Raw genomic sequence first — 24476 nt, 5'->3', positions numbered from 1 at the left:
GGAAGGTGGCAGTCCAATGCCAACTCAGGAAGCAGTAAAAGCCGAAGACACGCTCATCCACGTCCTCTGGATCAACGCGGGACTCAGCTGTGACGGCGATTCGGTGGCCCTCACCGCCGCCACCCAGCCGAGCATCGAAGAGATCGCACTCGGATCGCTCCCCGGTTTACCGAAGATCGCTGTGCATTGGCCGCTCATCGATTTCGAATGCGGTCCGACCGGCGGCGCGGACGATTTCCTGGAGTGGTTCTTCAAGGGAGATCGGGGCGAACTCGATCCGTTCGTGCTGGTCGTCGAGGGGTCGATCCCCAATGAGCAGCTGCACGAAGAGGGTTACTGGTGCGGCTTCGGCAACAATCCTGCGACCGGTCAGCCGATGACGACGAGCGAATGGCTCGATCGGCTGGCGCCCAAGGCGATCGCGGTGGTCGCCGCCGGCACCTGCGCGACTTATGGCGGCATCCACGCCATGGCGGGAAACCCGACCGGCGCGATGGGTGTCCCGGACTATCTCGGCTGGGATTGGAAGAGCAAGGCGGGCATTCCGATCGTCTGCGTGCCCGGTTGCCCGATCCAGCCCGACAATCTGTCCGAAACCCTGACCTACCTGCTCTACCTGGCCACCGGCCAGGCGCCGATGATCCCGCTCGACGATGCGCTGCGGCCCAAGTGGTTGTTCGGCGCCACCGTGCACGAAGGTTGCGACCGGGCGGGCTACTACGAGCAAGGCGATTTCGCCGAAGAATACGGATCGCCGAAATGCATTGTGAAGCTGGGCTGTTGGGGTCCGGTCGTCAAGTGCAACGTGCCCAAGCGCGGCTGGGTCAATGGCGTTGGCGGATGCCCGAATGTGGGCGGCATCTGCATCGGCTGCACGATGCCGGGATTCCCGGACAAATTCATGCCGTTCATGGACGAACCGCCGGGCGGCAAGATCTCCTCGACCGCTTCCGGGCTGTACGGGTCGGTGATCCGCAGTCTCCGCAACATCACCGGCCGCACCGTCGACAAGGAACCGCGCTGGCGGCACAAGGGCGGGAAGCTCGAATCCGGCGCGACACGCACCTGGTAGGGAGATATTTCGATGACAGAGATCATTCCCGATCCGTCGCTTCGCAAGATCGAACCCGACGCCTTGGTAGAGATGGCCTGGGATCCGATCACCCGGATCGTCGGCAGCCTGGGCATCTACACCAAGATCGACTTTTCGGGTCGCGAGGTGGTCGAATGCCACAGCACCTCATCGATCTTCCGTGGCTATTCGATTTTCATGAAGGGCAAGGACCCGCGCGACGCGCATTTCATCACCAGCCGCATCTGCGGCATCTGCGGTGACAACCACGCGACCTGTTCGTGTTACTGCCAGAATATGGCCTACGGGGTCAAACCACCGCCCGTCGGCGAGTGGATCATCAACCTCGGCGAGGCCGCCGAGTACATGTTCGACCACAATATTTTCCAGGAGAACCTGGTCGGGGTGGACTTCTGCGAGAAGATGGTCGCCGAGACCAATCCGGGCGTGCTCGAACGCGCCGAACGCACCGAGGCGCCGCACGCCGGTGACCACGGCTATCGCACCGTCGCCGACATCATGCGGGCGCTCAATCCGTTCAGCGGTGAGTTCTATCGGGAGGCGCTGCAGGTCAGTCGGTACACGCGCGAAATGTTCTCCCTCATGGAGGGCAGACACGTGCACCCGTCGACGCTGTATCCCGGTGGGGTCGGCACGGTCGCGACAATTCAGCTGATGACCGACTACATGTCGCGGCTCATGCGTTATGTGGAGTTTATGAAGAAGGTCGTGCCGATGCACGACGACCTGTTCGACTTCTTCTACGAGGCGCTGCCTGGCTACGAGCGCGTGGGTCTGCGCCGCACACTGCTCGGCTGCTGGGGATCGTTCCAGGATCCCGCGGTGTGCAACTTCGACTACAAGGACATGGAGCAGTGGGGTCGGCGGATGTTCGTCAGCCCCGGCGTCGTTGTGGACGGGAAGCTGATCACCACCTCGCTGGTCGATATCAATCTCGGCATCCGGATCCTGTTGGGCAGTTCGTATTACGAGGACTGGACCGATCAGGAAATGTTCGTCACAACCGATCCCCTCGGCAATCCGGTCGACCGGCGTCATCCGTGGAATCAGCACTCCAACCCCAAACCGCAGAAGCGCGACTTGGACGACAAATACAGCTGGGTGATGTCCCCCCGCTGGTTCGATGGCAAGGACCATCTCGCACTCGACACCGGCGGTGGACCGCTCGCTCGCCTGTGGACGACGGCGCTGGCCGGGCTGGTGGACGTCGGTTACGTCAAATCCACCGGATCCAGCGTGCAGATCAACCTACCCAAGACCGCGCTGAAGGGCCCGGTGACCTTGGAATGGAAGATTCCGAAGCACGGCAGCAACACGATCGAGCGGAACCGGGCGCGGACCTACTTCCAGGCCTACGCGGCGGCGTGCGCGGTGCACTTCGCCGAGCAAGCACTCGGTGAGATCCGGGCAGGCAACACCAAGACCTGGGAACACTTCGAGGTGCCCGACGAGGGCATCGGCTGTGGTTTCACCGAGGCGGTGCGCGGTGTGCTGTCGCACCACATGGTCATCCGGGACGGCAAGATCGCCAACTACCACCCGTATCCGCCGACGCCGTGGAATGCCAGTCCGCGTGACTCCTTCGGTACGCCGGGGCCCTACGAGGACGCGGTACAGGGGCAGCCGATCTTCGAGGAGAACGATCGGGAGCACTTCAAGGGCATCGACATTATGCGCACAGTGCGCAGCTTCGATCCGTGCCTGCCCTGCGGTGTGCACATGTATCTGGGCAACGGCGTAACCCTGGACAAGATGCATTCCCCCACACAGACACTCACCGCGGAATGACAGGTCGGGTCGACGACGGGAGGCGCAGCGTGGATGGTGGCCCGCAGCAGCGAGCCGGACCGACCGACGACAACCAGTGGCGGGGCGCTGGTGATCGGATCGACACCCTGCTGGATGCCTGTTCGGCAGCCGGCCCGGTAGCGCGCGAGCGCGCCGAGCGGCTCGTGCGTGAGGTTGTCGACCTCTATGGCACGGCACTCGGCCGGATCGTGGCCGTGCTCGACGACCCGACGGTCGAGGATCTCACCCGCGACGATCTGGTCGCGAGCCTGCTGCTGGTGCACGGACTGCACCCGCACGATGTGCGAACGAGGGTGGCGGCGGCGCTCGACAGCGTCCGCCCCTACCTCGGCTCGCACGGCGGCGATGTGGTGCTCATCGATGTCGCCGACGATGTCGTGCGGCTCGAGCTGTCGGGTAGCTGCCGCACATGCCCTTCGTCGTCGGTGACGTTGGAACTGGCGGTGGAGGACGCCGTGCGAACGGCCGCACCGGAAATCCATGCGATCGAGGTAGTCGCCGCCGCGGCCGCGCAGCAGCCAGGGGTGATACCGGCCGAGGCGCTGTTCGCGCGGGTGCACACCGGCGATCCACCCGCGGGCAGCTGGATCTCGGTCCCGGAGCTCGCGGACTTGGCGGCGGGCGAGGTCGGCGGGTTCACCGTGGGCGGTGTACCGATGCTGGCCTGCAGGGTCGGCACAGACCTATTCGTCTATCGCGACCGCTGCGCGGTCTGTGGGCGGTCGATGGCGGGGGCCGCCCTGCACCGCAGGATGGGGGCCCCGGCAGGCTCGGCGGTGTTGCGTTGTCCGGGGTGCCAGGCCCATTTCGACGCGGTGCACGCTGGAGCGCGGCTGGACGGCGAAGGACATCTGGAGCCGTTCCCGGTGCTGGTGCGATCCGGTGAGATCTCGGTGGCGGTGCCCGCGGAGGTCCGAGGATGAACCAGGGCCTGCGCGCGCTGCGCCGTATCGCCACCGCCCCCACCCCGCCCGCAGCGGTCGGCGAGCGGTGCGAAATGTGCGCCGAACCGGTCGGTGCGCAGCATCGGCATGTGGTGGATGTCGAAGGCAGGCAACTGATGTGCGTGTGCGCACTCTGCTATCTGCTGTTCACCGATCAGCATGCCGAGCTGCGCTACCGGGCGGTGCCCGACCACTACGTCTCGTTCCCGGACTGTGTGATCGGTCAGGGTGAATGGGATGCCCTCGACATCCCGGTCGGGCTGGCGTTCTTCTTCGTCAATTCGGCGCTCGAGCGCACTGTCGCGTTCTATCCGGGACCGGCCGGAGCCACCGAATCCGAACTGCCGCTGCGAGATTGGCGGACGATCCTGGATCGCCATCCCGAACTCGACCGGCTCGCACCGGATGTCGAGGCGCTGCTCATCCGGATGCCAGAGCGCGGCGGACCCGGCGCGGTGCTGCTGTTGCCGATCGATGCCTGCTACGAGTTCGTCGGACGGATGCGGATGCTGTGGCGCGGCTTCGACGGCGGCAACGAAGCCAGAAACTTCATCGCGGAATTCTTCACCACGATGTCGGCTCGGGCCCGGCCGGAGGTGGCGTCATGAGCCCGGCCTATGCGATGACCTTCGCGGTGCTCGAGGTGCGGCCGGAACCCTACGCGGTCGCCCCGAATCTGTCGGCGCGCATCGGCATCGCCGCGCTGGTCGAGGAGCCGGTGCACGCGATCGCGCTGCGCGCCCAAGTGCGCATCGAACCTTTCCGGCGCAGCTACTCGGACGCTGAAGGTGCGGGGCTGGTCGACCTTTTCGGCCCGCGCGAACGCTGGCAACAAACACAGAAGTCGTTCACCTGGATGCATTGCGCCACCATGGTGCCCGGCTTCTCCGGCGCCGCCGAGGTGGAACTGCCGATGCCGTGCACCTACGATTTCGAGGTCACCGGCTCGAAGTACCTGCACGCCCTGCGCGAAGGCACCGTGCCGCTGATCTTCCTGTTCAGCGGAACCGTATTCATCAGGGGGGATACAGGTTTCGCGGTTCAGCACGTGCCATGGGACCGCGAGGACAAATTCGACATGCCGGTCGCCGTATGGCGCGATCTCATGGACATCCACTATCCGAACTGCGGCTGGGTGCGGTTGCGCCGGGAGAATGTCGAAGCGCTGGCCGCTTACAAGTCTTCGCACGGGCTGCTCGGATTCGACGACGCCGTCGCCAAACTCCTCACCGAGGAGACCGCGCCATGAACGCCGCCATGACCCGTGCCCGCGCCGTCGCCGACGCCGTGCTGTACGAGGGGTATCTGCTGTACCCATACCGGTCGGACGCCCGAAAGAACCAGTCCCGCTGGCAGTTCGGTGTGCTAGGCCCGCGCGGCGCTGCCGCGGCCGGATTCGGTGAGGACGACTCGCTGGCCGCCGAATGCCTCGTCCGCGCGTCCCCGGCCACGCGGATCACGCTCACCGCGCGGTTCCTGCAGTTGCAGCGCCGAACGATCGAATTGGACGGGGCCGCGCACGCCGAACTGATCGTCGACGGGCGCCGATGGGTAAGCTGGGACGAGGCGGCCGAATGCGAAATTCCCTGCGGGCCATCTCCGTTGGCGGATATGGCCATGCCCATCGAAGTACCGGGCTGGCAGGCGGTCGAACCGATTCCGGGATCGACGGCGGGGATTGTCGTGCGCACCCGATCACCGATCGAGGGCACACTCGAACTGACCGTCGCCCCCGAGGGCGAATATCGGCGTGTCGGAATACGGCTGCGCAACAACGGCAGCGTAGCCACCAGCTCGGACGACGCCACCACCCGCTCCATGCTCGGCGCCCACGTGATCGCCGAACTCGACGGCGGTGAGTTCGTCTCGCTCCTCGACCCGGAACCCGGTGCCGAGACGGCCGTCGAGCACTGCACCCAGCACCGCTGTTTCCCGGTGTTGGCCGGCCCGCCCGGCAACAACGGCATTGTCCTGGTGTCACCGATCATCCTCTACGACCACCCCGAAATCGCCGAGCAGAGCGCGGGCCAGCTGTTCGACTCCACCGAGATCGACGAAATCCTCACCCTGCGCGTGATGACGATGACCGACGACGAGAAGGAACGGGCGCGCGCCACCGACCCGCGAGCGGCCGAGATCATCGACCGCTGCGATCGCATGACCCCGGACGCCATGCACGATCTGCACGGACTGTGGCGTGAGCCCGCGCCGCGCCTGGTGCCCGAGGTGCCCGAGGGCATGAGTTGGTGGGATTCCGCCGCCGACGGCGCGGTGCGCCCGGAATCCGATGCCGTCCCGATCGCTGGGGTGCTGGTGCGGAAGGGCAGCCGGGTTCGGCTGCGCCCAGCTCGGCGCGCCGACGCACACGACCTGTTCTACGAGGGCAGGTCGGCGCACGTCACCTCGGTGCACGCCGACGTCGACGGCGAAACGCACGTCGGCGTGGTTATCGATGACGATCCGGCGGCCGATCTGCACGAATGGTATGGGCGCTATCTGTATTTCGCCCCCGACGAGCTCGAACCGATTGTCAATGGCGACGAGTGAAAGGAATACGGTCATGGAAGCAGTCGGTGTGGTCGCCACCGCGGTGGTGGCAGTCATTGTCGTGGTCGGTGTCTATGTCGGCGTACGGTCGATCCCCGACATCCGGCGTTATCTGAAGATTCGCCACATGTGAGATGAGCGCCCGTGTGCTCGTTGCCGGGATCGGCAATATCTTCCTCGGCGACGATGGATTCGGCTCCGAGGTGATCCGTCGGCTACCCACGGCATCGGAGGAGAACCAGCGGATCGTCGACTACGGCATCCGCGGGTTGCACCTGGCCTACGACCTGCTCGACGGGTGGGATGCGGTGGTGCTGGTGGACGCCCTGCCGAACACCGGCGAACCCGGCCGTGTGCAGATCCTGCGCGCCGATCCCGACTCGGGTGCGGCGACGGCCGTGGACGCGCACGCGATGAATCCCGAGGCCGTCTTCGCCGCGGTGCGTGCGCTCGGCGGTGTCGTGCCGCCTACCGTCGTCGTCGGCTGCCAGGTCGACTCGGTGGCCGAGGGAATCGGTCTCAGCGCTGCTGTCGCCGCGGCCGTCGCCCCTGCGGCAGCGGAGGTCGCGCGTATCGCGGCGCAATTGCGCGCTGGACAGGAGGTGTGATCATGTGCCTGGGCATTCCGGGGCGGGTCATGGAAATCCCGGACGGCTACCACGGGCAGATCGCCGTGGTCGAGGTTTCCGGCGAGCAGCGCAAGGTCAATATCGGTCTGCTCGACGAGGATCACCCCGCCACGCCGGGTGATTGGGTGATCATCCACATGGGATTCGCCGTGGAGAAGACCGACGCCGACGGCGCCGAGCGAGCGATGGCCGGGCTGCGCCTGCTCGGCAGCGGAGAACAGCCATGAGCGAGGCGCAGTCATGAGCGCCGACCGCGTTCGCCGCCGCCTGCTCGTGCGCGGCGTGGTGCAAGGCGTCGGATTCCGGCCGTTCGTCTACACCACCGCCGTCGAGCTCGCGCTGACCGGCAGCGTCGCCAACGATACCGACGGCGTGGTCATCGAGATCGAGGGCGCTGAGGCATCGGTGCAGGAGTTCATTCGCCGGTTGCACGAATCCCCGCCGCCGCTGGCCGTCGTCGCCTCGGTCGAGCAGACCGCGGTCGATATCCGCGGCGGTACCGGATTCCTGATCGGGAGCACCCGGCACGGCGGCGCCGGACGCACCCTGGCCTCCCCCGACGTGGCGATCTGTGTGGACTGCGCTCGCGAACTGCGCGACCCCGCCGACCGCCGCTACCGCCACCCGTTCGTCAACTGCACCAACTGCGGCCCGCGATTCACCATCATCGCCAGGCTGCCCTACGACCGCGAGTGCACGTCCATGGCCGATTTCACCATGTGCCCGCGCTGCGCCCGCGAATACGCCGACCCCGCCGATCGGCGGTTTCACGCCCAGCCCATCGCCTGTCCGGACTGCGGGCCCACCCTGTCCTACATCGGGCCCGGCGATCCGGCCCATCCGCTCGCCGCGGCGCGCGAATTGCTGTGCGCCGGAGGCATTCTCGCAGTCAAGGGCATCGGCGGCTACCACCTCGCCTGTGACGCCGACAACGAAACGGCCGTGGCCGAATTGCGTCGCCGCAAGCGCCGTGGCGACAAGCCGTTCGCCGTCATGGTCGCCGACCTGGACACCGCGGCGCGGATCGTGACCATCGATCCCACCGCCGCGGCCCTGCTGAGCGGTCCGCAGCGGCCGATCGTCCTGCTGCCACGCGGTGAACGCCCCATCGCGGACGCGGTCGCTCCCGGCAATCCCGACCTCGGCGTCATGCTGGCCTACACGCCCTTGCATCTGCTGTTGTTCGGCCTGCCCGGCGACCCACCGGGTCCCGACGTGCTGGTGATGACTTCCGGCAATCTCGGCGGCGAGCCGATCTGTTACGACGACGCCGACGCCTGCAGCCGCCTGGCCGGGCTCGCCGACGCCTGGCTCGGCCACAACCGGCGCATTCTCGTCCCGTGCGACGACTCGGTGGTGCGTGTCGTGGACGACGCCGAACTGCCGGTGCGCCGCTCCCGCGGCTACGCTCCGCTGCCGCTGGCGCTGCCCATCCCGGTTCCGCCGACCCTGGCGGTCGGCGCCGACCTGAAGAACACCTGCGCCGTCGCCGACGGACGCTACGCCTGGCTCAGTCAACACATCGGCGACATGGACGATCTGGCCACTTTGCAGGCATTCGACACCGCGCGATCCCACCTGGAGGAACTCACCTGTGTACACCCGGCCCAGCTTGCTGCCGATGCGCACCCCGGCTACCGTTCGACCGCGTGGGCGCATGCACACGCGGCCGACCGACCGGTGCACACTGTGCAACACCATCACGCGCATCTGGCCGCGGTGTTGGGCGAACACGGGATCGATGCGAACGAGACGGTTCTCGGTATCGCCTTCGACGGCACCGGGTACGGACCCGACGGCGCGATCTGGGGCGGCGAGGTGCTCGTGGCCGGATACAAGGGCTATCGGCGCATGGCGCATCTGTCCTATGTGCCCTTGGCGGGCGGCGACCTCAGCGTCCGCAAGCCCTACCGGATGGCACTGTCGCATCTGCGTGCTGCGGGCATCGACTGGTCCCCCGGCATCGCTTCGGTCGACGCCTGCCCGGCAGCCGAGCGGGCCGTGCTCGAGCACCAATTCGGCACCGGCCTCGGCTGCGCGCCGACCTCGAGCATGGGCAGGTTGTTCGACGCGGTCGCCTCCCTGGCCGGGGTACGGCACGTCGTAGACTATGAGGCGCAGGCCGCGATCGAACTCGAAGGTCTGGCTCGCGGAGCGCGCGGTGCGGCGGGCCGGTACCAATTCGCTTGGCACGACGGCGATCCGGCCCGGGTCAGCCCCGCCCCGGTGCTCGCCGATGTCGTCGCCGACGCCGCGCGCGGCGTACCGCCCGCGGTCATCGGCGCCCGATTCCACGCCGCCGTCGCCGACCTCGTGCACGACGCGGCACGGCGATTCGCCGCGCCACGTTCGATGATCGCGCTGTCGGGCGGTGTGTTCCAGAACGCGCTGTTGCTGTCGAGTTGCACCCGTTTGCTGCGACGCGACGGATTCCGCGTCATCAGTCATCGCAGACTGCCACCGAACGACGGCGGGATCGCATTCGGTCAGCTCCTGGTAGTCGGCGCGGTGTGAGTGAAGGAGACGAGCGATGTGTCTTGCGGTTCCCGGAAAGGTGCTCAGCGTCCACGAACGCGATGGCACGCTGATGTCGGAGGTCGACTTCGGCGGCGTACACAAAGACGTGTGTCTGCAATACATCCCGGACGTGGCGGTCGGCGATTACGTTGTGGTGCACGTCGGGTTCGCGATCCAACGCCTGGATGAAGAATCCGCGTTGCGGACGCTGGACGAGTTCGAACATCTCGGCGTACTGAAGGAGGAGTTCGGCGACGGTTTCGCGCTCGCGGCGAAACAGGCCGGTGTCGACAACCCCGATGCCCCTCAGCCCGGGGCGAGCAATTCCGACGCATCCGCGGCGAGAGCGACCGTCGACGACCAGGAGGCGAAGTCATGAAATACCTGGACGAATTCAGCAATCCCGAGCTGGCGCGGCATCTGCTCGACCGCATCCGCGCCACCACCAGCAAGCGCTGGTCGATCATGGAAGTGTGTGGCGGACAGACACATTCGATCATCCGCCACGGCATCGATCAACTGTTGCCCGATCAGATCGAGATGATCCACGGGCCCGGTTGCCCCGTGTGCGTCACCCCGCTGGAGGTGATCGACAAGGCCCTGGAGATCGCCGCACGGCCGGGGGTGATCTTCTGTTCCTTCGGTGACATGCTGCGGGTACCCGGCAGCCACAAGGATCTGTTCCGGGTCAAGAGCGAAGGCGGCGATGTGCGGGTGGTCTACTCGCCACTGGACGCGCTGGAACTGGCCAAGAACAACCCGGATCGCCAGGTGGTGTTCTTCGGCATCGGATTCGAGACCACCGCACCCGCCAACGCCATGACGGTGTACCAGGCCCAACGACTCGGCATCGAGAATTTCTCGCTGCTGGTCTCCCATGTGCTCGTTCCGCCGGCCATCGCGGCGATCATGGAGTCGCCGAGCTGCCGAGTCCAGGGATTCCTCGCCGCCGGGCACGTCTGCACGGTGATGGGTACCGGCGAATATCCGCCGCTGGCCGAGAAATACCGGGTTCCGATGGTGGTCACCGGATTCGAACCGCTGGACATCCTCGAAGGCATCCGGCGCACCGTGCTCCAGCTCGAGCAAGGACGCCACGAGGTCGAGAACGCCTACCCCCGCGCGGTCGCGGCAGCCGGCAATCCGGCGGCCAAGGCGATGCTCGAGGACGTCTTCGAGGTCACCGACCGGGCCTGGCGCGGCATCGGCGTGATCCCCCGCAGCGGCTGGCGACTGTCGCCGCGATACCGCGACTACGACGCCGAACAACGCTTCTCCGTCGGCGATCTGCATACCGAAGAATCTTCGGTATGTCGGTCCGGTGAAGTGCTCCAAGGCTTGATCAAACCGCACGAGTGCGCCGCGTTCGGCACGAAGTGCACCCCGCGAAACCCGTTGGGTGCCACAATGGTTTCCTCCGAAGGCGCCTGCGCCGCGTACTACCTGTACCGGCGTCTCGATCTTCCCGCGGAGGTCGCCCATGCCTGAGACCGACGGTGGTGGGGCAGCCGCGTCGCCCCCGCTCGACATCGACGGTTGGGTCTGCCCCATGCCGCTGCGCGACGCGCCCAATATCGTGATGGGACACGGCGGCGGCGGCGCGATGTCGGGTGAGCTGATCGAGCACCTCTTCCTGCCCGCGTTCGGCGCGGCCGCCGACACCGAGCTCGGCGATTCGGCGGTACTCCCCCTCGGCGATGTGCGGCTGGCGTTCTCCACCGACTCGTTCGTGGTCAAGCCGCTGGTTTTCCCCGGCGGCTCGATCGGTGACCTCGCCGTGAACGGCACCGTGAACGATCTGGCGATGGCCGGTGCCCGGCCAGTGGCGCTTTCGACCGCGTTCATCCTCGAAGAGGGCACCGCGCTGGCCGAGATCGCCCGCATCGCCGAGGCGCTCGGCACCGCCGCGCTCGCCGCCGGAGTCCGGCTCGTCACCGGCGACACCAAGGTCGTCGACGCCGGGCACGGCGATGGCATCTTCATCAACACCACGGGCATCGGACTGGTTCCAGCAGGCGTCGATATTCGGCCCCAGCGGGCGAAGCCCGGCGACATTGTACTGGTCAGCGGTGAGATCGGACTGCACGGTATCGCGGTACTGAGCTGTCGGGAAGGACTCGAGTTCGGCACGACGCTGTGCAGCGATACCGCGCCACTGCACGGATTGGTCGCGGCCATGCTCGCCACCGGCTCGGATGTGCACGTGCTGCGCGATCCCACGCGCGGCGGAATGGCCGCCTCCCTCAACGAGATCGCCCGTGCCGCGAGCATCGGCGTCGAACTCGACGAACGGGCGATCCCGGTGCCCGACGGCGTGCGCGATGCCTGCGGGTTGCTCGGTCTCGACCCGCTGTATGTCGCCAACGAAGGCAAACTCGTCGCGTTCGTACCCCCCGAGGACGCCGAGCGCGTCCTCGAAGCCATGCGTGCGCATCCGCTCGGCGCCCGCTCGGCAATCGTGGGTCACTGCGTTGCCGAACATCCGGGAATGGTGGTGGCCCGTACCGCCCTCGGCGGTACTCGCGTCGTCGACCTGCCCGCTGGAGAACAGCTACCGCGAATCTGTTGAACACGGCGGTGGTCCGCCGACGAGTGAGATGGGACCGTCGGGATGGCAACAGTCACCACGAGGCGGCGAGATGCCTGGACCGGATTCGACGGAGGGCAGCGGCGCAGCATCCTCGGCATGGCGGCAACGATCGTCATTCTGCACATCGTGGGATGGGGGACGCTGCTGTTGCTGGTCGTGCCCGACCAGTACACGGTGGACGGCGCGATATTCGGCACCGGGCTCGGCGTCACTGCCTACACACTGGGTATGAGACACGCCTTCGACGCCGACCATATCGCGGCGATCGACAACACCACCCGAAAACTCGTGGCGGACAAGCAGAAACCGCTCACGGTCGGCTTCTGGTTCTCCCTGGGGCACTCCACCGTAGTCTTCGTGCTCGTCGCGCTGCTGGCCCTCGGGGTTACCGCGCTGGCGCGGAACCTAGAAGACGAGGACTCGCGGTTGCAGCGGTGGACCGGGGTGTTCGGCACGTCGATCTCGGGCACTTTCCTGATCCTCATCGGTCTGCTGAACCTGGCCGCGCTGATCGGGATCTGGCAGGTCTTCCGTGCGATCCGGCGTGGCGGCTACAGCGAAGCGCAACTCGAGCGCGTACTGAACACCCGCGGCGTGCTCAACCGGGTCCTGGCACCGGTCATGCGCGTGGTGCGCAAACCGTGGCAGATGTATCCGGTAGGGCTGTTGTTCGGCCTGGGTTTCGATACCGTCACCGAGGTCGGTCTGCTGGTGATCGCTGGTGGCGCGGCCGCCACCGGGCTGCCCTGGTACGCGATTCTTGTTCTGCCCGTGCTGTTCTCGGCGGGCATGTCGCTGTTCGACGCGCTGGATGGTTCGTTCATGAACTATGCCTATGGCTGGGCATTCGCCGGACCGATCCGCAAGATCTACTACAACATGGTGGTCACCGGGCTCTCGGTCGCGGTGGCCTTGCTGATCGGTGTCCAGGAGCTGATCGCCATCCTCACCGAGAAGCTCGAACTCACCAGCGGGGTGCTCGCCTGGATCGGCGGCCTCGACCTCGCCACCATGGGCTTCATCATCGTCGGTATGTTCGCGTTCACCTGGGTCGCCGCACTCGCGATCTGGCATTACGGCGGCATCGAAAGTCGCTGGAGCGCAACGCTATCGGAGGAGCCGACCTGATGGACGGTGTGGAGATGTTCGCGCGCTACGCGTACGCGCCCAACCACCTCGGCTACTGTGGGCCCGAGCACACCGCGGCCCTGCGTGAACGCGATGGCGAACAAGTGCGGGTCCTGGCGCACGGGTTCTCCGGCGCATGGCCCTACCTGCGGGCCATGTCGCGCCTGACCGGCGTCACCGACCCGCTCGATGAGCGACTGGTGGCGTCCTATTGGCTGGGTGGGGGCATCGGCGCCGATCTCGACGGCCCCGAATTCCTCGCCGAGCTGCTGCGACTCATCGCCCCGGTCGCGGGTGTGTATTGGTCCCATCTGGGGCCCGACCTCGCTCCAGAGGCGGCTGCGAACCACAGCTTCCACGTCTTCGGTGTCTACCCGTGGACCAGGGTGCTGGCCGCCACCGGCGGCGACCAGCCCTTGGAAATCCTCGATAACTGCCGCATCACCGCCGCGACCGTACTGGATCGCCATCGCGACGACCTCACCATCGGGACCCGCCGGTTGCGCTGGGACGGCGCACGGCTATCTCTGTCGGAGACGATGCGGCGAACCATCCCGGTGTGGACCGACGGCTACGCCGCGCTCCCGGACGCGGCGCCGGGGGACGCTATCGCGCTGCACTGGGGACAGCCGTGCGAACGGTTGACGGCAGAGCAAGTCGACGACCTCGTCAACAGCACGGAACAGCAACTGCGCGTGACGAATCGACGTTTGGCGGCGTCCGCCCACAGTGTCGAGTGAACAGACCATCGCGTAGCCGTGGTCACTGAGATCGACGACTTCTGGGCACAGTCTCAGGCATACGCCGTGGCCGCGAACGGCTATCTTCGGGCATCCTTCATGAACGCCACAGCCACGCCTCGGCCACGTCCGTAAGACCCGAAACTCCTCCTGCGACCTGGGCGTAATGCGCGTACTCTGATGTGTCTAACCGATCAGTAAGGTGTGCCACCGGTTCGCCGGGAGGTGGAGATGCTGAGCATCACCGAGCAGTTCAGCACCGAATGCGCCCCATGCGGGAAGATGCGGGGCGGGGCTCGCCACCGCGAAGATGACGAAGCGGGTCTGGTCATCGACGATCTGCGTTATGACTGTGGTTGCCGCCGGATTCGGCACGAATTCCACGACGGGAGCGTTCGGATCAAAATCGTCCGCCATGACGGCAAGGTGCTGATGGACGAGCACAGCGCCGACTTCGAGGTCTGATGACCGATGCCTGGTAGTGCCTCCGTGACCGCTTCGCACGATGTCGTGATCGTCGGCGGGGGCGGCGCAGGTCTGCGCGCGGCTATCGCCATCGCGGAACACAACCCGCGGTTGAGTATCGCGATCGTTTCCAAGGTCTATCCGATGCGCAGCCACACCGTCTCCGCCGAGGGCGGCGCGGCCGCGGTCGCCGGTGCCGGCGACAGCCTCGACGAGCATGCGTACGACACGGTCTCCGGCAGCGATTGGCTCTGTGACCAAGACGCCGTCGAGGCTTTCGTCGCGGAAGCACCGCGGGAGCTGCTGCAACTGGAGCATTGGGGCTGCCCATGGAGCCGCCGACCGGACGGGCACATCGCGGTACGGGCCTTCGGCGGCATGACGAACAACCGCACCTGGTTCGCGGCCGACAAGACTGGTTTCCACATGCTGCACACCCTGTTCCAGACCGCACTGTCGTACCGAGACATCGTCAGGTACGACGAGTGGTTCGCCACAACATTGCTTGTCGACGACGGCAAGGTGTGCGGCATCGTGGCCATCGAATTGGCCACCGGACGCGTCGAAACCATTCTCGCCAGCGCTGTCATCGTGTGCACCGGTGGCTGTGGCCGGGTTTACCCGTTCACCACCAACGCCAATATCAACACCGGCGACGGGATGGCGCTGGCCTACCGGGCAGGCGCACCGCTCAAGGACATGGAGTTCGTCCAGTACCACCCGACCGGCCTTCCGTTCACGGGCATCTTGATCACCGAGGCAGCGCGCGCGGAAGGCGGCTGGCTGCTCAACAAAGACGGTTACCGCTACTTGCAGGACTACGACCTCGGGACGCCGGCACCGGTGCCGGTGATGCGAAGCATGGAGCTCGGGCCACGCGACCGGCTGTCACAGGCCTTCGTGCACGAACTCGACAAGGGCCGGACCATCGGCACACCGTATGGACACGTCGTCCACCTCGACCTTCGCCATCTCGGTGCGGATCTCATCGACACGAAACTGCCATTTGTGCGCGAGTTGTGCTCGAAGTACCAGAACATCGACCCGGTCCGGGAGCTGATCCCGGTACGCCCCGTCGTCCACTACATGATGGGCGGCATCCACACCGACATCCATGGCGCGACACCCCTGGAGGGCCTGTACGCCGTCGGAGAGGTCGCTTGCGTGAGTATCAACGGCGCCAACCGGCTCGGGTCGAATTCCCTGCCGGAGCTGCTGGTGTTCGGTGCACGAGCCGGTCGTGCCGCCGCCGAGTACGCGAGCTCGGCCACGCCCGGCGAGCCGTCGACGGTCCTGGCGCGCGGACGCGTCGAACAGGACCGGCTGGAACGAGACCTCACGCGACATACCGAGGGATCCGAACGCATCGCCGACATCCGCACCGAGATGCAACAGACGCTGGAAACCAGTGCCGGGATCTACCGGGACGGCGACTCCCTCACCGAGGGGGCCGACAAGCTGCGCGAGCTTCGTGATCGGTTCGGCAGCGCTCGCCTCGACGACCACGGCCGGGCCTTCAACACCGAACTGGTGGCAATGCTGGAGCTGTCGTGCATGCTCGATGTGGCGGAATGCATCGCCGCCTGCGCGCTGGCTCGGGAGGAATCCCGGGGCGCGCACCAACGGACCGATTTCCCCGCCCGGAACGACCAGCGGTTCCTGGCCCATTCGGTGATCCATCGGCAGCCGGACGGTTCGAGCCGCGTCTCGTACCTCCCGGTAACGATTACTCGCTGGCCTCCGGGCGAACGCGTATATGGGAGGTGATGGCGATGGCGGACCGGATAACCCTGCAGGTCGCGCGCTACCGACCGGATCTGGATGACGAACCGGCACTGCAGTCGTACGAGGTTCCGTTGCGTAAGGAATGGACGGTGCTCGACGGCCTCAACTACATCAAGGACTACCTCGACGGAACAGTGTCGTACCGATGGTCGTGCCGAATGGGCATCTGCGGTAGCTGCGGCATGACCGTCAATGGCGAGCCCAAACTGAGCTGTGCCACCTTCCTGACCGACTACACGCCGGGGCCGGTGCGGGTCGAGCCATTGCGCAACTTCCCGGTGATCCGGGATCTCGTCATCGAGATCAGCGACTTCATGCACAAGCTGACCGCGGTCGAGCCATGGCTGATCAGGGCAGAGCAACGGCCCCTCGATGACGGCGAGTACCTGCAAACACCAGCCGAAATGGATGACTACAAGAAGTTCAGCATGTGCATCAATTGCATGCTCTGCTACTCGGCGTGTCCGGTATTCGCGCTCGAGCCCGAGTTCCTCGGCCCGGCGGCGATCGCGCTGGCCCAACGCTACAACCTCGACTCGCGCGATGAGGGCGCCGCAGATCGGCGAGACGTGCTCGCCTCCGCGGAGGGAGTATGGTCCTGCACCTATGTCGGCGATTGCACCACCGCCTGCCCCAAGGGGGTAGACCCAGCGGGCGCGATCCAACGCTACAAGCTGACCGAGGCCACGCAATCGCTGCGGGATTTCCTCATGCCTTGGCGGGCACAATGACCACCACACCCCGCTTGTACCGAAGGCCGGTTTCCACATTCTGGTGGATGCACCGCCGCTCGTACCTGATCTTCGTCCTGCGCGAACTCAGCAGCGTATTCGTCGCCTGGTTCGTGGTCTATCTCCTGCTTCTGGTCCATGCGGTCGGTTCCGGAAACGAGCAGTACCAGCGGTTTCTGAACTGGAGCGCCAACCCAGGGGTGCTCGCGCTGAACACGATCGCCCTGATGTTCGTGCTGCTGCACACCGTCACCTGGTTCGACCTCGCGCCCAAGGCGATGGTGGTGCGGGTACGGCACCGGCGTATAGCACCGGTGGTGATCCTCGGGCTGCACTACCTGCTGTGGGCTCTGCTGACAGCAATCACGCTGTGGGTGGTGCTGCGATGACGAAGCGGAAGTCGCTGGAACCGTTCGCGTGGTTGCTTTTCAGCGTCGGCGGGATGGCCGCCGCGCTGCTCATACCGGTGCTGCTGTTCCTGTTCGGCCTCGCCTTCCCGCTGGACTGGCTTCCCGCGCCGGACCACGCATACCTCTTCTCGGTGTTGCGTCATCCAGTCACCCGGCTGGTCCTTTTCGGACTCTGTGTGCTGGCTCTGTTCCATTGGGCACACCGCTTCCGGTATATGCTGCAGGACGGCTTGCGGCTCGGGCAGTTCAGCGCGCTGGTCATCCTGGTCTGCTACGGCGGCGCCATCATCGGCTCCGGGGCCGCCGCTTACATCCTGCTGCGCGTCTAACAGATCAGCTACCACCAGCTCCGGGTATTCAGAGGGCCGAACGAACGCTGACATCCATATGCACCAAGGAGAATAAACAGACCAGTCTCACTCTGATCGCGGAACGGGTTTTGTTGGTGACGGCCGCGACCCGCGACGCTACAGCTCCCGCAAGCCCAATCGAACGTGAGGCGGCCGAGATGATGGCAGAGACTCGACGGCCATCCAGACTGCCGATCAAGAATGCCGAGACTGCGGCTGTCAACCGGAACTGAAGCGGAGCCTGGGCTCCTTCCAGATCTCCGCGATTCCCTTCCGGGGGATCGACGGCACCTCAACCGAATCCGAACGGGCCGTTGCCGGTTCCGGAGTCGTAGGATAGTGACAGCTGCGAGCCGACTCGGGCCGATGTCGAGATCGGCCCACTCGTCGGTGACGTACTTCGTGACCGCAACCATGACTAGTACTTTGCTTTGGCGGATTTTGCTGCTGGGCCAGGTCAGGTAGCGGCCTTATCGGTGAGGGAATCGAGCTGGGTCAGGATCGATGGGTCGCTGATTTTCTCGTCCTCGGCCAGCAGGAGCACCTTGCTCAGGATGACGCTCGTCATCTGGTCCTCGTCGGCGAACGGCAGGAACAGCCGCCGATGTGCGGTGGCTCCGAACGAAGCGGGCACCACACAAAGGTAGCCGCCTGGGTCGACGTGGATGCTGCCACTGGTCAGGTGTACCCGATAGGTCGCCCGGGTGCCGCGGACGACGGCCGAGTGGCCTTCGATGGTGACCTGAGCCATTCCCAGGTCGGCGATGAGCGCCGTGAGCACGTGTGCCCGACTCGCCGCGTGCGCGGGCGACAGGTACGCCTGCGGCTCGGTGCCAGCGACCGACACCACCAGGTCCAGGTCTCGCATGACTTCAGAGAACACCACCGGCGATACGTCGACCAGCGGCACTGGCGTGCCGCCGAAGCAGCCCGCGCCGGTCGGGCGGCCGTAGCGGCCTGGGTCACGATGGCTGCTGGTCAGGAAGCGGACCTCGCCGACAAGAACCTCCCCCATTCCGAAGTAACCGTGGAAGTCGCAGCGCAGCGCAGCGATGAGGCCGTCGCCGACGGCGCGGGTCGCCTGATGGTCGTCGTACTCACCGTGGGTGAACCAGCCCCGACCGGACAGCAGCTGACCCGCCACCTTGCCGTCGACTGTCTGACCGGCGAACCGGCGCGACACATCGCCCTCCTCGTGTTCTGCCGGAGTGAGTACATACAGCTCCCGGAAGGCCTGCTTGACCGGCTGCTGGAGGCGACGCCGCACGATCTCGGCCTGCCAGTCGGCGAGCACCCGCCGTTCGTGCAGTTCGACGGGGTGGACGACGGTGACCGGACCGGTGGTGTCGACTTGGTCGAGCAGGTCGATCACGCCGGCTCGGTCTCGCCACAGCAGCGCGGGCAGCATCGCTGCGCCGGCGGGCAGCGACAGCAGTCGGGACAGCTCGTCCGGCGCGAGCGTCCCGGCGGTGGCGACCAGCCGCTCCATCAGCCCGATCCGCATCCGGCGAGCCTGGTCCCGCAGTCGCTGCTGGTGCTCACGCAGCCCCTGGTAGCCGGGGTCGGCGCGGACGGTGGCCGGCACCGACTTCAGCGCCTTGCTCGCCCGGCTGACCGTCATCGTCGGGTCGGCGCCGTCGAACCGCAACGCGATCCGGTAGTCGCCGACCTCCCACTCGGTGGGGGTCTCGGTGGCGATGCGCGCCTCGCAGTCCCATTCGAGGCGGCTCGCCTCCGCAACGCCGGCCACCTGTGCCAAATGGTCTAGGGCGACCGCAATTGCGGCGGCATGGCTGTGTCTGCGGTTGGGGCCGAGCTTGGTGCCTTTCTTCGCGGACTCGCGCAACGCCAGGTAGCGGTCGAGGACCGTCTCGTCTGGAGCGAGGGGCAGCATCCCGAATGCGGCGATGCCCTGCAGCGCATTGTGCTTGACGCGTTTCACCACCTCGGCGCGGTTCCACCCCATCACCGCGGAGACCAGCTCGTTCGGTTCGAGTTCCAGCAGGCGCCGGGCGGCGTCCGCGCCGGCGTCCTCGATCGCGGCGAGCAGGACTGCCCGGTCCTGGCGGGTGGCTTCGTCGACTGGCATCGCCCGGATCAGGCGCAGCAATGGCGCGGCGCTTTCCAGGCCGAACAGCGGTAGTAGCGCGTCGGCGTCACCCGCACGCAGCCGCCACCCGAACACCCGGCGCTGCTCCGGCACCGGCCGATCCCGCAGCAGGTCGAGCAGAGCGGTGCGTTCCTCGTCGGTCAGTTCCGCCGACCCGAGGTGATCGGCCACCCGCTGGTCACCGTGCCAGGTCAGCGCCACCCGAACAAACCGCAAGCCGCGCGGTACCAGCACCTTGGGGAGCTCGTCCCAATCAGCCGGGGCCGGTGCGGACACGAGCCGCCAGGTCAGCGCATCCACGTGCTTCCGCACGACGTCCGCGCAGGCCAGCGGCGGAACGGTCACGTTGCCGGTCGACGAGTGGCCGATGATGGTGTAGCCGAGGTAGGAATCGTCGGTGAATGCCCGTTCGACCACGGTGGCATCCATGGTGTCAGCCCGATGCAATGTGTCGAGAATCCGCGCCACAGTCTCTCGGCGCAGGACGCCGAGCGGGGTGAAGACGAGCACCCGGAGCAGGTGGGTGTCGATGGCGTCGATGGCCCACTCCGCCACCTCGTCCAGCTGCAGCAGGTGCCGGACGTCGCGCCCGAGGAAGGCGGCGAGTAGGGCTTTCCGGTGAGCCGTCGGCCACGGCGCGGCCAGCAGGCCGGTGATGTCGTCGGGCCGGTCGACCGGGAAGCTGGCGTCGTAGAGCGCATCGAGCTCCGCCACGATGTCGCCCACGTGGGGTTCCAGGTTGCCGACCGTCTGGTCGTCGCCCTGCCTGATCCGACGCCGGATCTCTTCGGCGGTGTCCTGCAGGCCCGCCAGGTCGCCGGCCTTCGCTTCGACTCGCGCTTGGTCCACCAGCCGCCATAATGCCTCGCGCTGTTCGCGGACGGCCTCGATGTAGATCTCTGGTATGGAACGCTTCACCGCAATCAGCCTCCCACCAGCGCGACCAACCGCAGGAACAGGACCGGCTCACCGAGCCGAAGCGTGACTTCCTCGTCCAGGTCGGCGACCTGGCGTCCACCGGCGAAGATCACGAACGTGCCCCGGGCGAAGGCGCGGTGCGCCCGGGCCACCTCCTCGGTCACGTCCGGGTCCCCCGGTGCCTGTTGCGGCATCCTGATCGCACTGGTGGTGGCCTGCGCCGATAGGTACTGGCGGTCGAGGATCCGCCGACAGCGCGCTGCATCGGCGCGCAGCTCCCGGATCTGCTCCTCGACCGCGCGCCGGATCAGCTCCCGCACTGTCGTGCGATCATCCGCCAGCCCTACCAGCACCGCCGGCAGATCATCGCCGGACATGCCTGGCACCCGGCTGCGCACCTCGATATCGACCATGGCCGCCACCATAAACAAAAGGCTGTCCGCCCGCCTCCCTGGTTTCTCGCCTTGCCGAGCTCCGCAGCTGGCGGCATTCCTGAGTACCGCCAGGCTGGCCTCCCGATTCTGGGAATGGCCGATACTCGAATCGCATCGGGCCCTATGAGTAGAGGATTACGGATGCCGCTGTTCGTGAGTCTCCAGCCGAGCGACAATCGAGTGCCGCGATGAGCCCGCCCATTGACCACTATTTCCCTCTGCCGCCGCTGACTTATCCCGACTACGCATCGGACATGCTCAAAGGCATCATCGACGCCACCCACGCGGCGGTCCAAGCCAATGTCGACAACCTGGGTGCGGGCACGCCGTCCAGGGCTCCGAAATTCGTGAAACTGCTGCGGGACAACAAGATTATCGACGACCAGAACCAGTCGATCGCCACCACCAACCACAACGAAACCGTCGCTACGCTGAAGAACATCGAAGCCTCGATGGAAGAGAACGACGCAGGTGTCGACAGCTCGACCTACGGGGCCTACACCGTGGCGGGTGACGCGTATGAAGACATCGAGAAGGCGGTCAAGCAACTCCAAGGTACGATCAACGACGCAAAGACCACGCCTGGACCGACCGAGGACCCGGTTACCCACAAAATCTACTGGCCGGAATCGGTGGAGGGCCCGCTGCGGACCGCGTGCGCCACCACCGCCGCAAAGGTAGAGCACCGGATGCTGGACGCCGACGCCGACATTCGGCGGCATGCCGACCACATCCGGAAGTCCGCCCCCGATAACCCCACGAGCAGCGGCTACGGTGGGGTCACCGCGCCGTTGACGACGCCGTGGTCCGGCCACAGCTACATACCTCCCGCCGACGCCAGCACCATCGACAAGATCAAAGGATTCGCCGAGAACGAACTCGGTGTCACCGAGATCGGAACCAATCATGTGAACCGGCCGTACAACATTGACGACGCATGGTGCGCGTCCTTCGCCACCTGGGTTTGGCAACAGTCCGGCATCAATGTCGATTGGAGCAATAAGAACTACGTGCCCAGCGTCTGGTCCGATGCCGCTAGTAAGGGTTTGGCCGATAGCAGTATGTCGAGCGCGCGCCCCGGGGATCTCGTCGTCTTCGGCGGCCAAAACCACATCGGCGTAGTGGTGGCCCGCAACGGCAACACCATCACCACCATCGAAGGCAACTCCGGCGATGCCGTACGCCAACACACCTACGACCTCTCCAGCGGAAATTTCACCGGCGTCATACACCCACCGGCTACCTCCAACAAGACCCCGGTCGCGGTGTAACACAGGCAGTTTCGTCGGATGGATGCCGATCCGGAGCGGCCGCGATGGTCCCGCCGGAGTCGATGCCGAACAGAACCGCCTCATGGGCGATCGGTAGGCCGCACACTGCTCTGCCACCACGCGGAAATACGTTGTGACACAAGAGTGCTTGTGGCATCAATGGTCGCCGGCGGTTCTATGGGGTCACGGGGTGGCGGGCAAGATCGGGGGGACGTAATCGAACGTCATGCCGAGCAACCACACGAGCAGCAGCACCACCGGCAGGTGGAATAGGAACTGCAGGAACGTGAATCCGACGAGGTCGCGCGCCCGCAGCCGCAGCACTGCCAGCAGCGGCAGCATGAAGAACGGGTTGATGAGATTCGGCAGTGCCTCGGCCACGTTGTAGATCTGGACCGTCCAGCCGAGGTTCATGTGGACCTCGGTCGACGCCTGCATGACGTAGGGGGCCTCGACCAGCCATTTTCCACCCCCGGACGGGACGAAGACGCCCAGCACGACGGTGTAGAGGGCGATGACGATGGCGAAACTTCCGCCGCCGCCGATATTGGTGAAGAACTCCGCGAGGTGTTCGGAAATGCTGAGACCGCCCCGACCCTTTGCCTTGGTAAGGATCGCGGCCATGGCGGCATACAGCGGGAACTGGACGAGAATGCCGGCCGTCGCGGGTACGGCGAGGGAGACCGCTTGTAAGAACTTGCGTGGAGTCCCGTGCAGCACCAGGCCCAACATGAGGAAGACGAGCAGATAGCCATTCAGGCTGCTGACAACGGTGAGCACCGGTTTGCTGGTGAGCTGGGAGATCAACCAGCCCGCTGTCATCAGGATGGCCAGGATCGGCAGGATGCGGCTGTACTCGAGCCATTCTCCTGGACGGGAGCGTGGAGCCACTTCCGCGGGCTGATCATCCAGATCGACATCCAAATCCTGAGCGGTCTTGATCGCCGCGTCCTTCGGCGCCGAGAAGTGCGCGATCACCACGGTGAGCGCCATGATGATGGCGCACATGAGCACAGACTGCCACGTGAAGATCGTGTGCCCGAAGTCGAGGACTCCGGTAATTTTCAATAGTGCTGGCGGCAACGAGGCGGCGGTGGCCTGCAGCTGCGCGGCCGATGAGGAAATGCCCAGCGCCCAAACGGCGCCCAACCCCATGAATGCCGCCGCACCCAGCGCGCGATAGTCCACACGCAGGTCGGTCCGACGGGCGATCGCACGCGCAAGTAGACCGCCGAAAACCAGACTGAGCCCCCAGTTCAGAAACGATATCGACATGGAAAGGAACGCAACGAAACTCACCGCACCGCTGGCGCTTTGCGGCACGGTGGCCAGGCGGTCGATCAGCCGAGCGACAGGCGGCGATGTGGCGATGACGTATCCGGTGAGAACCACCATTGCCATCTGAAGAGTGAAGGCGGTCAGATCCCAGAACCCGTCGCCGAACGCGTTCACGACTACTCGCGGCGACGAGCCATTGGCCAGTGCGGCAACAGCCACGATCAATACGCCTGCCAGCGCAACGACGTAGGCGTCCGGGAACCAATTCTGCGTCCACCTGGCGAGGGACTGCGCGACCCGCGCAAGACCCTTTTCCGGGCTGGTTGCTTCACCCTGTTCGGCGCCGGTTTCCGCACTGGTGGACGTCATAGGTGCGTTCCTCATCTTTCTCTCACACGAAGCTGATCGGTGCATGTGACGCACCGCACTGGCTCGCCCGGCGAGTATTGCTGTTGCACTTGTATTCAGACAAGAGAGAAATGCGCAGGTGTGGTCTGCAAAAATGCACATACTGCCGGCGGTGTAGTCACGGAATACGCCCGGGGTAGGCACACTGATGACTCGTGCCGGGATCCGAATCCGGCTGCAGCGCAACAACTACCGCCCCACCCGACCAGTGCCATCGCCGCGCAGCGCCACGACGAGGCTGGTCGGTCTGCCGCCGCCGACCGGTTCATCGCCGGATGCGAACCATGCGGTGTGCGATCATCGGACGGCAGCGCACAGG

General features: G+C 65.9%; 24 protein-coding genes. 20 read left to right on the top strand and 4 right to left on the bottom strand.

What is annotated here, in order from left to right; genetic code table 11:
- The first annotated feature begins 16 nt into the window (after window positions 1-16).
- The 19 genes from AB0L63_RS31810 to AB0L63_RS31720 all read left to right on the top strand — a co-directional run bounded on the left by AB0L63_RS31810 (window position 17) and on the right by AB0L63_RS31720 (window position 17717).
- Window positions 17-1072, top strand: a complete 1056-nt coding sequence (locus AB0L63_RS31810; protein WP_364508569.1) for a hydrogenase expression protein HypE — start codon at window positions 17-19, stop codon at window positions 1070-1072.
- Between the two features lie 12 nt (window positions 1073-1084).
- Window positions 1085-2881: a nickel-dependent hydrogenase large subunit gene (locus AB0L63_RS31805; RefSeq protein WP_364508567.1), complete on the top strand. Its 1797-nt coding sequence runs from the start codon at window positions 1085-1087 to the stop codon at window positions 2879-2881.
- Window positions 2878-3825: a NifU family protein gene (locus AB0L63_RS31800; RefSeq protein ID WP_364508564.1), complete on the top strand. Its 948-nt coding sequence runs from the start codon at window positions 2878-2880 to the stop codon at window positions 3823-3825. Before AB0L63_RS31805 ends, AB0L63_RS31800 begins: the two co-directional genes overlap by 4 nt.
- Window positions 3822-4454, top strand: coding sequence for a DUF5947 family protein (locus AB0L63_RS31795; RefSeq protein WP_364508561.1), 633 nt, complete (start codon window positions 3822-3824; stop codon window positions 4452-4454). Before AB0L63_RS31800 ends, AB0L63_RS31795 begins: the two co-directional genes overlap by 4 nt.
- Window positions 4451-5095, top strand: a complete 645-nt coding sequence (locus AB0L63_RS31790; protein WP_364508558.1) for a DUF6084 family protein — start codon at window positions 4451-4453, stop codon at window positions 5093-5095. Before AB0L63_RS31795 ends, AB0L63_RS31790 begins: the two co-directional genes overlap by 4 nt.
- A complete protein-coding gene (locus AB0L63_RS31785) occupies window positions 5092-6393 on the top strand; it encodes a hypothetical protein (RefSeq protein WP_364508555.1) in 1302 nt (433 codons plus the stop codon). Before AB0L63_RS31790 ends, AB0L63_RS31785 begins: the two co-directional genes overlap by 4 nt.
- A gap of 134 nt (window positions 6394-6527) precedes the next feature.
- Window positions 6528-7001, top strand: coding sequence for a hydrogenase maturation protease (locus AB0L63_RS31780; RefSeq protein ID WP_364508552.1), 474 nt, complete (start codon window positions 6528-6530; stop codon window positions 6999-7001).
- A gap of 2 nt (window positions 7002-7003) precedes the next feature.
- Window positions 7004-7249: a HypC/HybG/HupF family hydrogenase formation chaperone gene (locus AB0L63_RS31775; RefSeq protein ID WP_364508549.1), complete on the top strand. Its 246-nt coding sequence runs from the start codon at window positions 7004-7006 to the stop codon at window positions 7247-7249.
- Between the two features lie 13 nt (window positions 7250-7262).
- Window positions 7263-9536 carry a carbamoyltransferase HypF gene (gene hypF, locus AB0L63_RS31770; protein ID WP_364508546.1) on the top strand — a complete coding sequence of 758 codons (2274 nt, stop codon included), beginning with the start codon at window positions 7263-7265 and terminating at the stop codon, window positions 9534-9536.
- Window positions 9537-9552: 16 nt separating this feature from the next.
- The gene (locus tag AB0L63_RS31765) at window positions 9553-9918 is read left to right on the top strand and encodes a HypC/HybG/HupF family hydrogenase formation chaperone (RefSeq protein ID WP_364508543.1); all 366 of its coding nucleotides are present in this window, start codon (window positions 9553-9555) and stop codon (window positions 9916-9918) included.
- The gene (gene hypD / locus AB0L63_RS31760; RefSeq protein WP_364508539.1) at window positions 9915-11027 is read left to right on the top strand and encodes a hydrogenase formation protein HypD; all 1113 of its coding nucleotides are present in this window, start codon (window positions 9915-9917) and stop codon (window positions 11025-11027) included. Before AB0L63_RS31765 ends, hypD begins: the two co-directional genes overlap by 4 nt.
- On the top strand, window positions 11020-12108 hold the full coding sequence (hypE, locus tag AB0L63_RS31755) for a hydrogenase expression/formation protein HypE (RefSeq protein WP_364508536.1): 1089 nt from the start codon (window positions 11020-11022) through the stop codon (window positions 12106-12108). The genes hypD and hypE overlap by 8 nt, the downstream gene beginning before the upstream one ends.
- Window positions 12109-12150: 42 nt before the next feature.
- Entirely contained in the window at window positions 12151-13257 is a 1107-nt protein-coding gene (locus AB0L63_RS31750) for a HoxN/HupN/NixA family nickel/cobalt transporter (RefSeq protein WP_364508533.1), read from the top strand.
- Entirely contained in the window at window positions 13257-13997 is a 741-nt protein-coding gene (locus tag AB0L63_RS31745) for a DUF6390 family protein (protein WP_364508530.1), read from the top strand. Before AB0L63_RS31750 ends, AB0L63_RS31745 begins: the two co-directional genes overlap by 1 nt.
- Window positions 13998-14228: 231 nt before the next feature.
- On the top strand, window positions 14229-14462 hold the full coding sequence (locus AB0L63_RS31740; protein WP_364508528.1) for a hypothetical protein: 234 nt from the start codon (window positions 14229-14231) through the stop codon (window positions 14460-14462).
- 24 nt (window positions 14463-14486) lie between these two features.
- Complete coding sequence (frdA, locus tag AB0L63_RS31735; protein ID WP_364508525.1) at window positions 14487-16229, top strand: fumarate reductase (quinol) flavoprotein subunit; 1743 nt, start codon at window positions 14487-14489, stop codon at window positions 16227-16229.
- Between the two features lie 5 nt (window positions 16230-16234).
- Window positions 16235-16978 carry a succinate dehydrogenase/fumarate reductase iron-sulfur subunit gene (locus AB0L63_RS31730; RefSeq protein ID WP_364508522.1) on the top strand — a complete coding sequence of 248 codons (744 nt, stop codon included), beginning with the start codon at window positions 16235-16237 and terminating at the stop codon, window positions 16976-16978.
- The gene (locus tag AB0L63_RS31725; protein ID WP_364508519.1) at window positions 16975-17367 is read left to right on the top strand and encodes a fumarate reductase subunit C; all 393 of its coding nucleotides are present in this window, start codon (window positions 16975-16977) and stop codon (window positions 17365-17367) included. The genes AB0L63_RS31730 and AB0L63_RS31725 overlap by 4 nt, the downstream gene beginning before the upstream one ends.
- Window positions 17364-17717, top strand: a complete 354-nt coding sequence (locus tag AB0L63_RS31720) for a fumarate reductase subunit D (protein ID WP_364508516.1) — start codon at window positions 17364-17366, stop codon at window positions 17715-17717. The genes AB0L63_RS31725 and AB0L63_RS31720 overlap by 4 nt, the downstream gene beginning before the upstream one ends.
- 313 nt (window positions 17718-18030) lie before the next feature.
- Here AB0L63_RS31720 and AB0L63_RS31715 read toward each other — a convergent pair whose 3' ends face one another.
- The 3 genes from AB0L63_RS31715 to AB0L63_RS31705 are packed head-to-tail and all read right to left on the bottom strand — an operon-like array spanning window position 18031 to window position 21179.
- Complete coding sequence (locus AB0L63_RS31715) at window positions 18031-18150, bottom strand: SpvB/TcaC N-terminal domain-containing protein (protein WP_364508513.1); 120 nt, start codon at window positions 18148-18150, stop codon at window positions 18031-18033.
- 45 nt (window positions 18151-18195) lie between these two features.
- Entirely contained in the window at window positions 18196-20766 is a 2571-nt protein-coding gene (locus AB0L63_RS31710; RefSeq protein ID WP_364508511.1) for a DUF4132 domain-containing protein, read from the bottom strand.
- A gap of 5 nt (window positions 20767-20771) precedes the next feature.
- The gene (locus AB0L63_RS31705; protein ID WP_364508508.1) at window positions 20772-21179 is read right to left on the bottom strand and encodes a hypothetical protein; all 408 of its coding nucleotides are present in this window, start codon (window positions 21177-21179) and stop codon (window positions 20772-20774) included.
- Window positions 21180-21388: 209 nt separating this feature from the next.
- Here AB0L63_RS31705 and AB0L63_RS31700 point away from each other — a divergent pair, with 209 nt between their 5' ends.
- On the top strand, window positions 21389-22471 hold the full coding sequence (locus AB0L63_RS31700; protein WP_364508505.1) for a CHAP domain-containing protein: 1083 nt from the start codon (window positions 21389-21391) through the stop codon (window positions 22469-22471).
- 183 nt (window positions 22472-22654) lie between these two features.
- On the opposite strand, the gene AB0L63_RS31695 is transcribed toward AB0L63_RS31700, so the two are convergent.
- Window positions 22655-24118: a TIGR00366 family protein gene (locus AB0L63_RS31695; RefSeq protein ID WP_364508502.1), complete on the bottom strand. Its 1464-nt coding sequence runs from the start codon at window positions 24116-24118 to the stop codon at window positions 22655-22657.
- Between the last annotated feature and the right edge of the window lie 358 nt (window positions 24119-24476).

It is taken from the genome of Nocardia sp. NPDC051990, assembly GCF_040680755.1.
Taxonomy (GTDB): Bacteria; Actinomycetota; Actinomycetes; order Mycobacteriales; family Mycobacteriaceae; genus Nocardia.
The sequence above is the reverse complement of the archived record's forward strand: the minus strand, read 5'-3'. Positions and strand labels throughout refer to the sequence as shown.

What these genes read in the sequence shown, in the direction of transcription:
- AB0L63_RS31810 (WP_364508569.1), top strand. Translation starts at nt 17, where the DNA reads ATGCCAACTCAGGAAGCAGTAAAAGCCGAAGACACGCTCATCCACGTC.
- AB0L63_RS31805 (WP_364508567.1), top strand. Translation starts at nt 1,085, where the DNA reads ATGACAGAGATCATTCCCGATCCGTCGCTTCGCAAGATCGAACCCGAC.
- AB0L63_RS31800 (WP_364508564.1), top strand. Translation starts at nt 2,878, where the DNA reads ATGACAGGTCGGGTCGACGACGGGAGGCGCAGCGTGGATGGTGGCCCG.
- AB0L63_RS31795 (WP_364508561.1), top strand. Translation starts at nt 3,822, where the DNA reads ATGAACCAGGGCCTGCGCGCGCTGCGCCGTATCGCCACCGCCCCCACC.
- AB0L63_RS31790 (WP_364508558.1), top strand. Translation starts at nt 4,451, where the DNA reads ATGAGCCCGGCCTATGCGATGACCTTCGCGGTGCTCGAGGTGCGGCCG.
- AB0L63_RS31785 (WP_364508555.1), top strand. Translation starts at nt 5,092, where the DNA reads ATGAACGCCGCCATGACCCGTGCCCGCGCCGTCGCCGACGCCGTGCTG.
- AB0L63_RS31780 (WP_364508552.1), top strand. Translation starts at nt 6,528, where the DNA reads ATGAGCGCCCGTGTGCTCGTTGCCGGGATCGGCAATATCTTCCTCGGC.
- AB0L63_RS31775 (WP_364508549.1), top strand. Translation starts at nt 7,004, where the DNA reads ATGTGCCTGGGCATTCCGGGGCGGGTCATGGAAATCCCGGACGGCTAC.
- hypF (WP_364508546.1), top strand. Translation starts at nt 7,263, where the DNA reads ATGAGCGCCGACCGCGTTCGCCGCCGCCTGCTCGTGCGCGGCGTGGTG.
- AB0L63_RS31765 (WP_364508543.1), top strand. Translation starts at nt 9,553, where the DNA reads ATGTGTCTTGCGGTTCCCGGAAAGGTGCTCAGCGTCCACGAACGCGAT.
- hypD (WP_364508539.1), top strand. Translation starts at nt 9,915, where the DNA reads ATGAAATACCTGGACGAATTCAGCAATCCCGAGCTGGCGCGGCATCTG.
- hypE (WP_364508536.1), top strand. Translation starts at nt 11,020, where the DNA reads ATGCCTGAGACCGACGGTGGTGGGGCAGCCGCGTCGCCCCCGCTCGAC.
- AB0L63_RS31750 (WP_364508533.1), top strand. Translation starts at nt 12,151, where the DNA reads ATGGCAACAGTCACCACGAGGCGGCGAGATGCCTGGACCGGATTCGAC.
- AB0L63_RS31745 (WP_364508530.1), top strand. Translation starts at nt 13,257, where the DNA reads ATGGACGGTGTGGAGATGTTCGCGCGCTACGCGTACGCGCCCAACCAC.
- AB0L63_RS31740 (WP_364508528.1), top strand. Translation starts at nt 14,229, where the DNA reads ATGCTGAGCATCACCGAGCAGTTCAGCACCGAATGCGCCCCATGCGGG.
- AB0L63_RS31730 (WP_364508522.1), top strand. Translation starts at nt 16,235, where the DNA reads ATGGCGGACCGGATAACCCTGCAGGTCGCGCGCTACCGACCGGATCTG.
- AB0L63_RS31725 (WP_364508519.1), top strand. Translation starts at nt 16,975, where the DNA reads ATGACCACCACACCCCGCTTGTACCGAAGGCCGGTTTCCACATTCTGG.
- AB0L63_RS31720 (WP_364508516.1), top strand. Translation starts at nt 17,364, where the DNA reads ATGACGAAGCGGAAGTCGCTGGAACCGTTCGCGTGGTTGCTTTTCAGC.
- AB0L63_RS31705 (WP_364508508.1), bottom strand. Translation starts at nt 21,179, where the DNA reads ATGGTCGATATCGAGGTGCGCAGCCGGGTGCCAGGCATGTCCGGCGAT.
- AB0L63_RS31700 (WP_364508505.1), top strand. Translation starts at nt 21,389, where the DNA reads ATGAGCCCGCCCATTGACCACTATTTCCCTCTGCCGCCGCTGACTTAT.
- AB0L63_RS31695 (WP_364508502.1), bottom strand. Translation starts at nt 24,118, where the DNA reads ATGACGTCCACCAGTGCGGAAACCGGCGCCGAACAGGGTGAAGCAACC.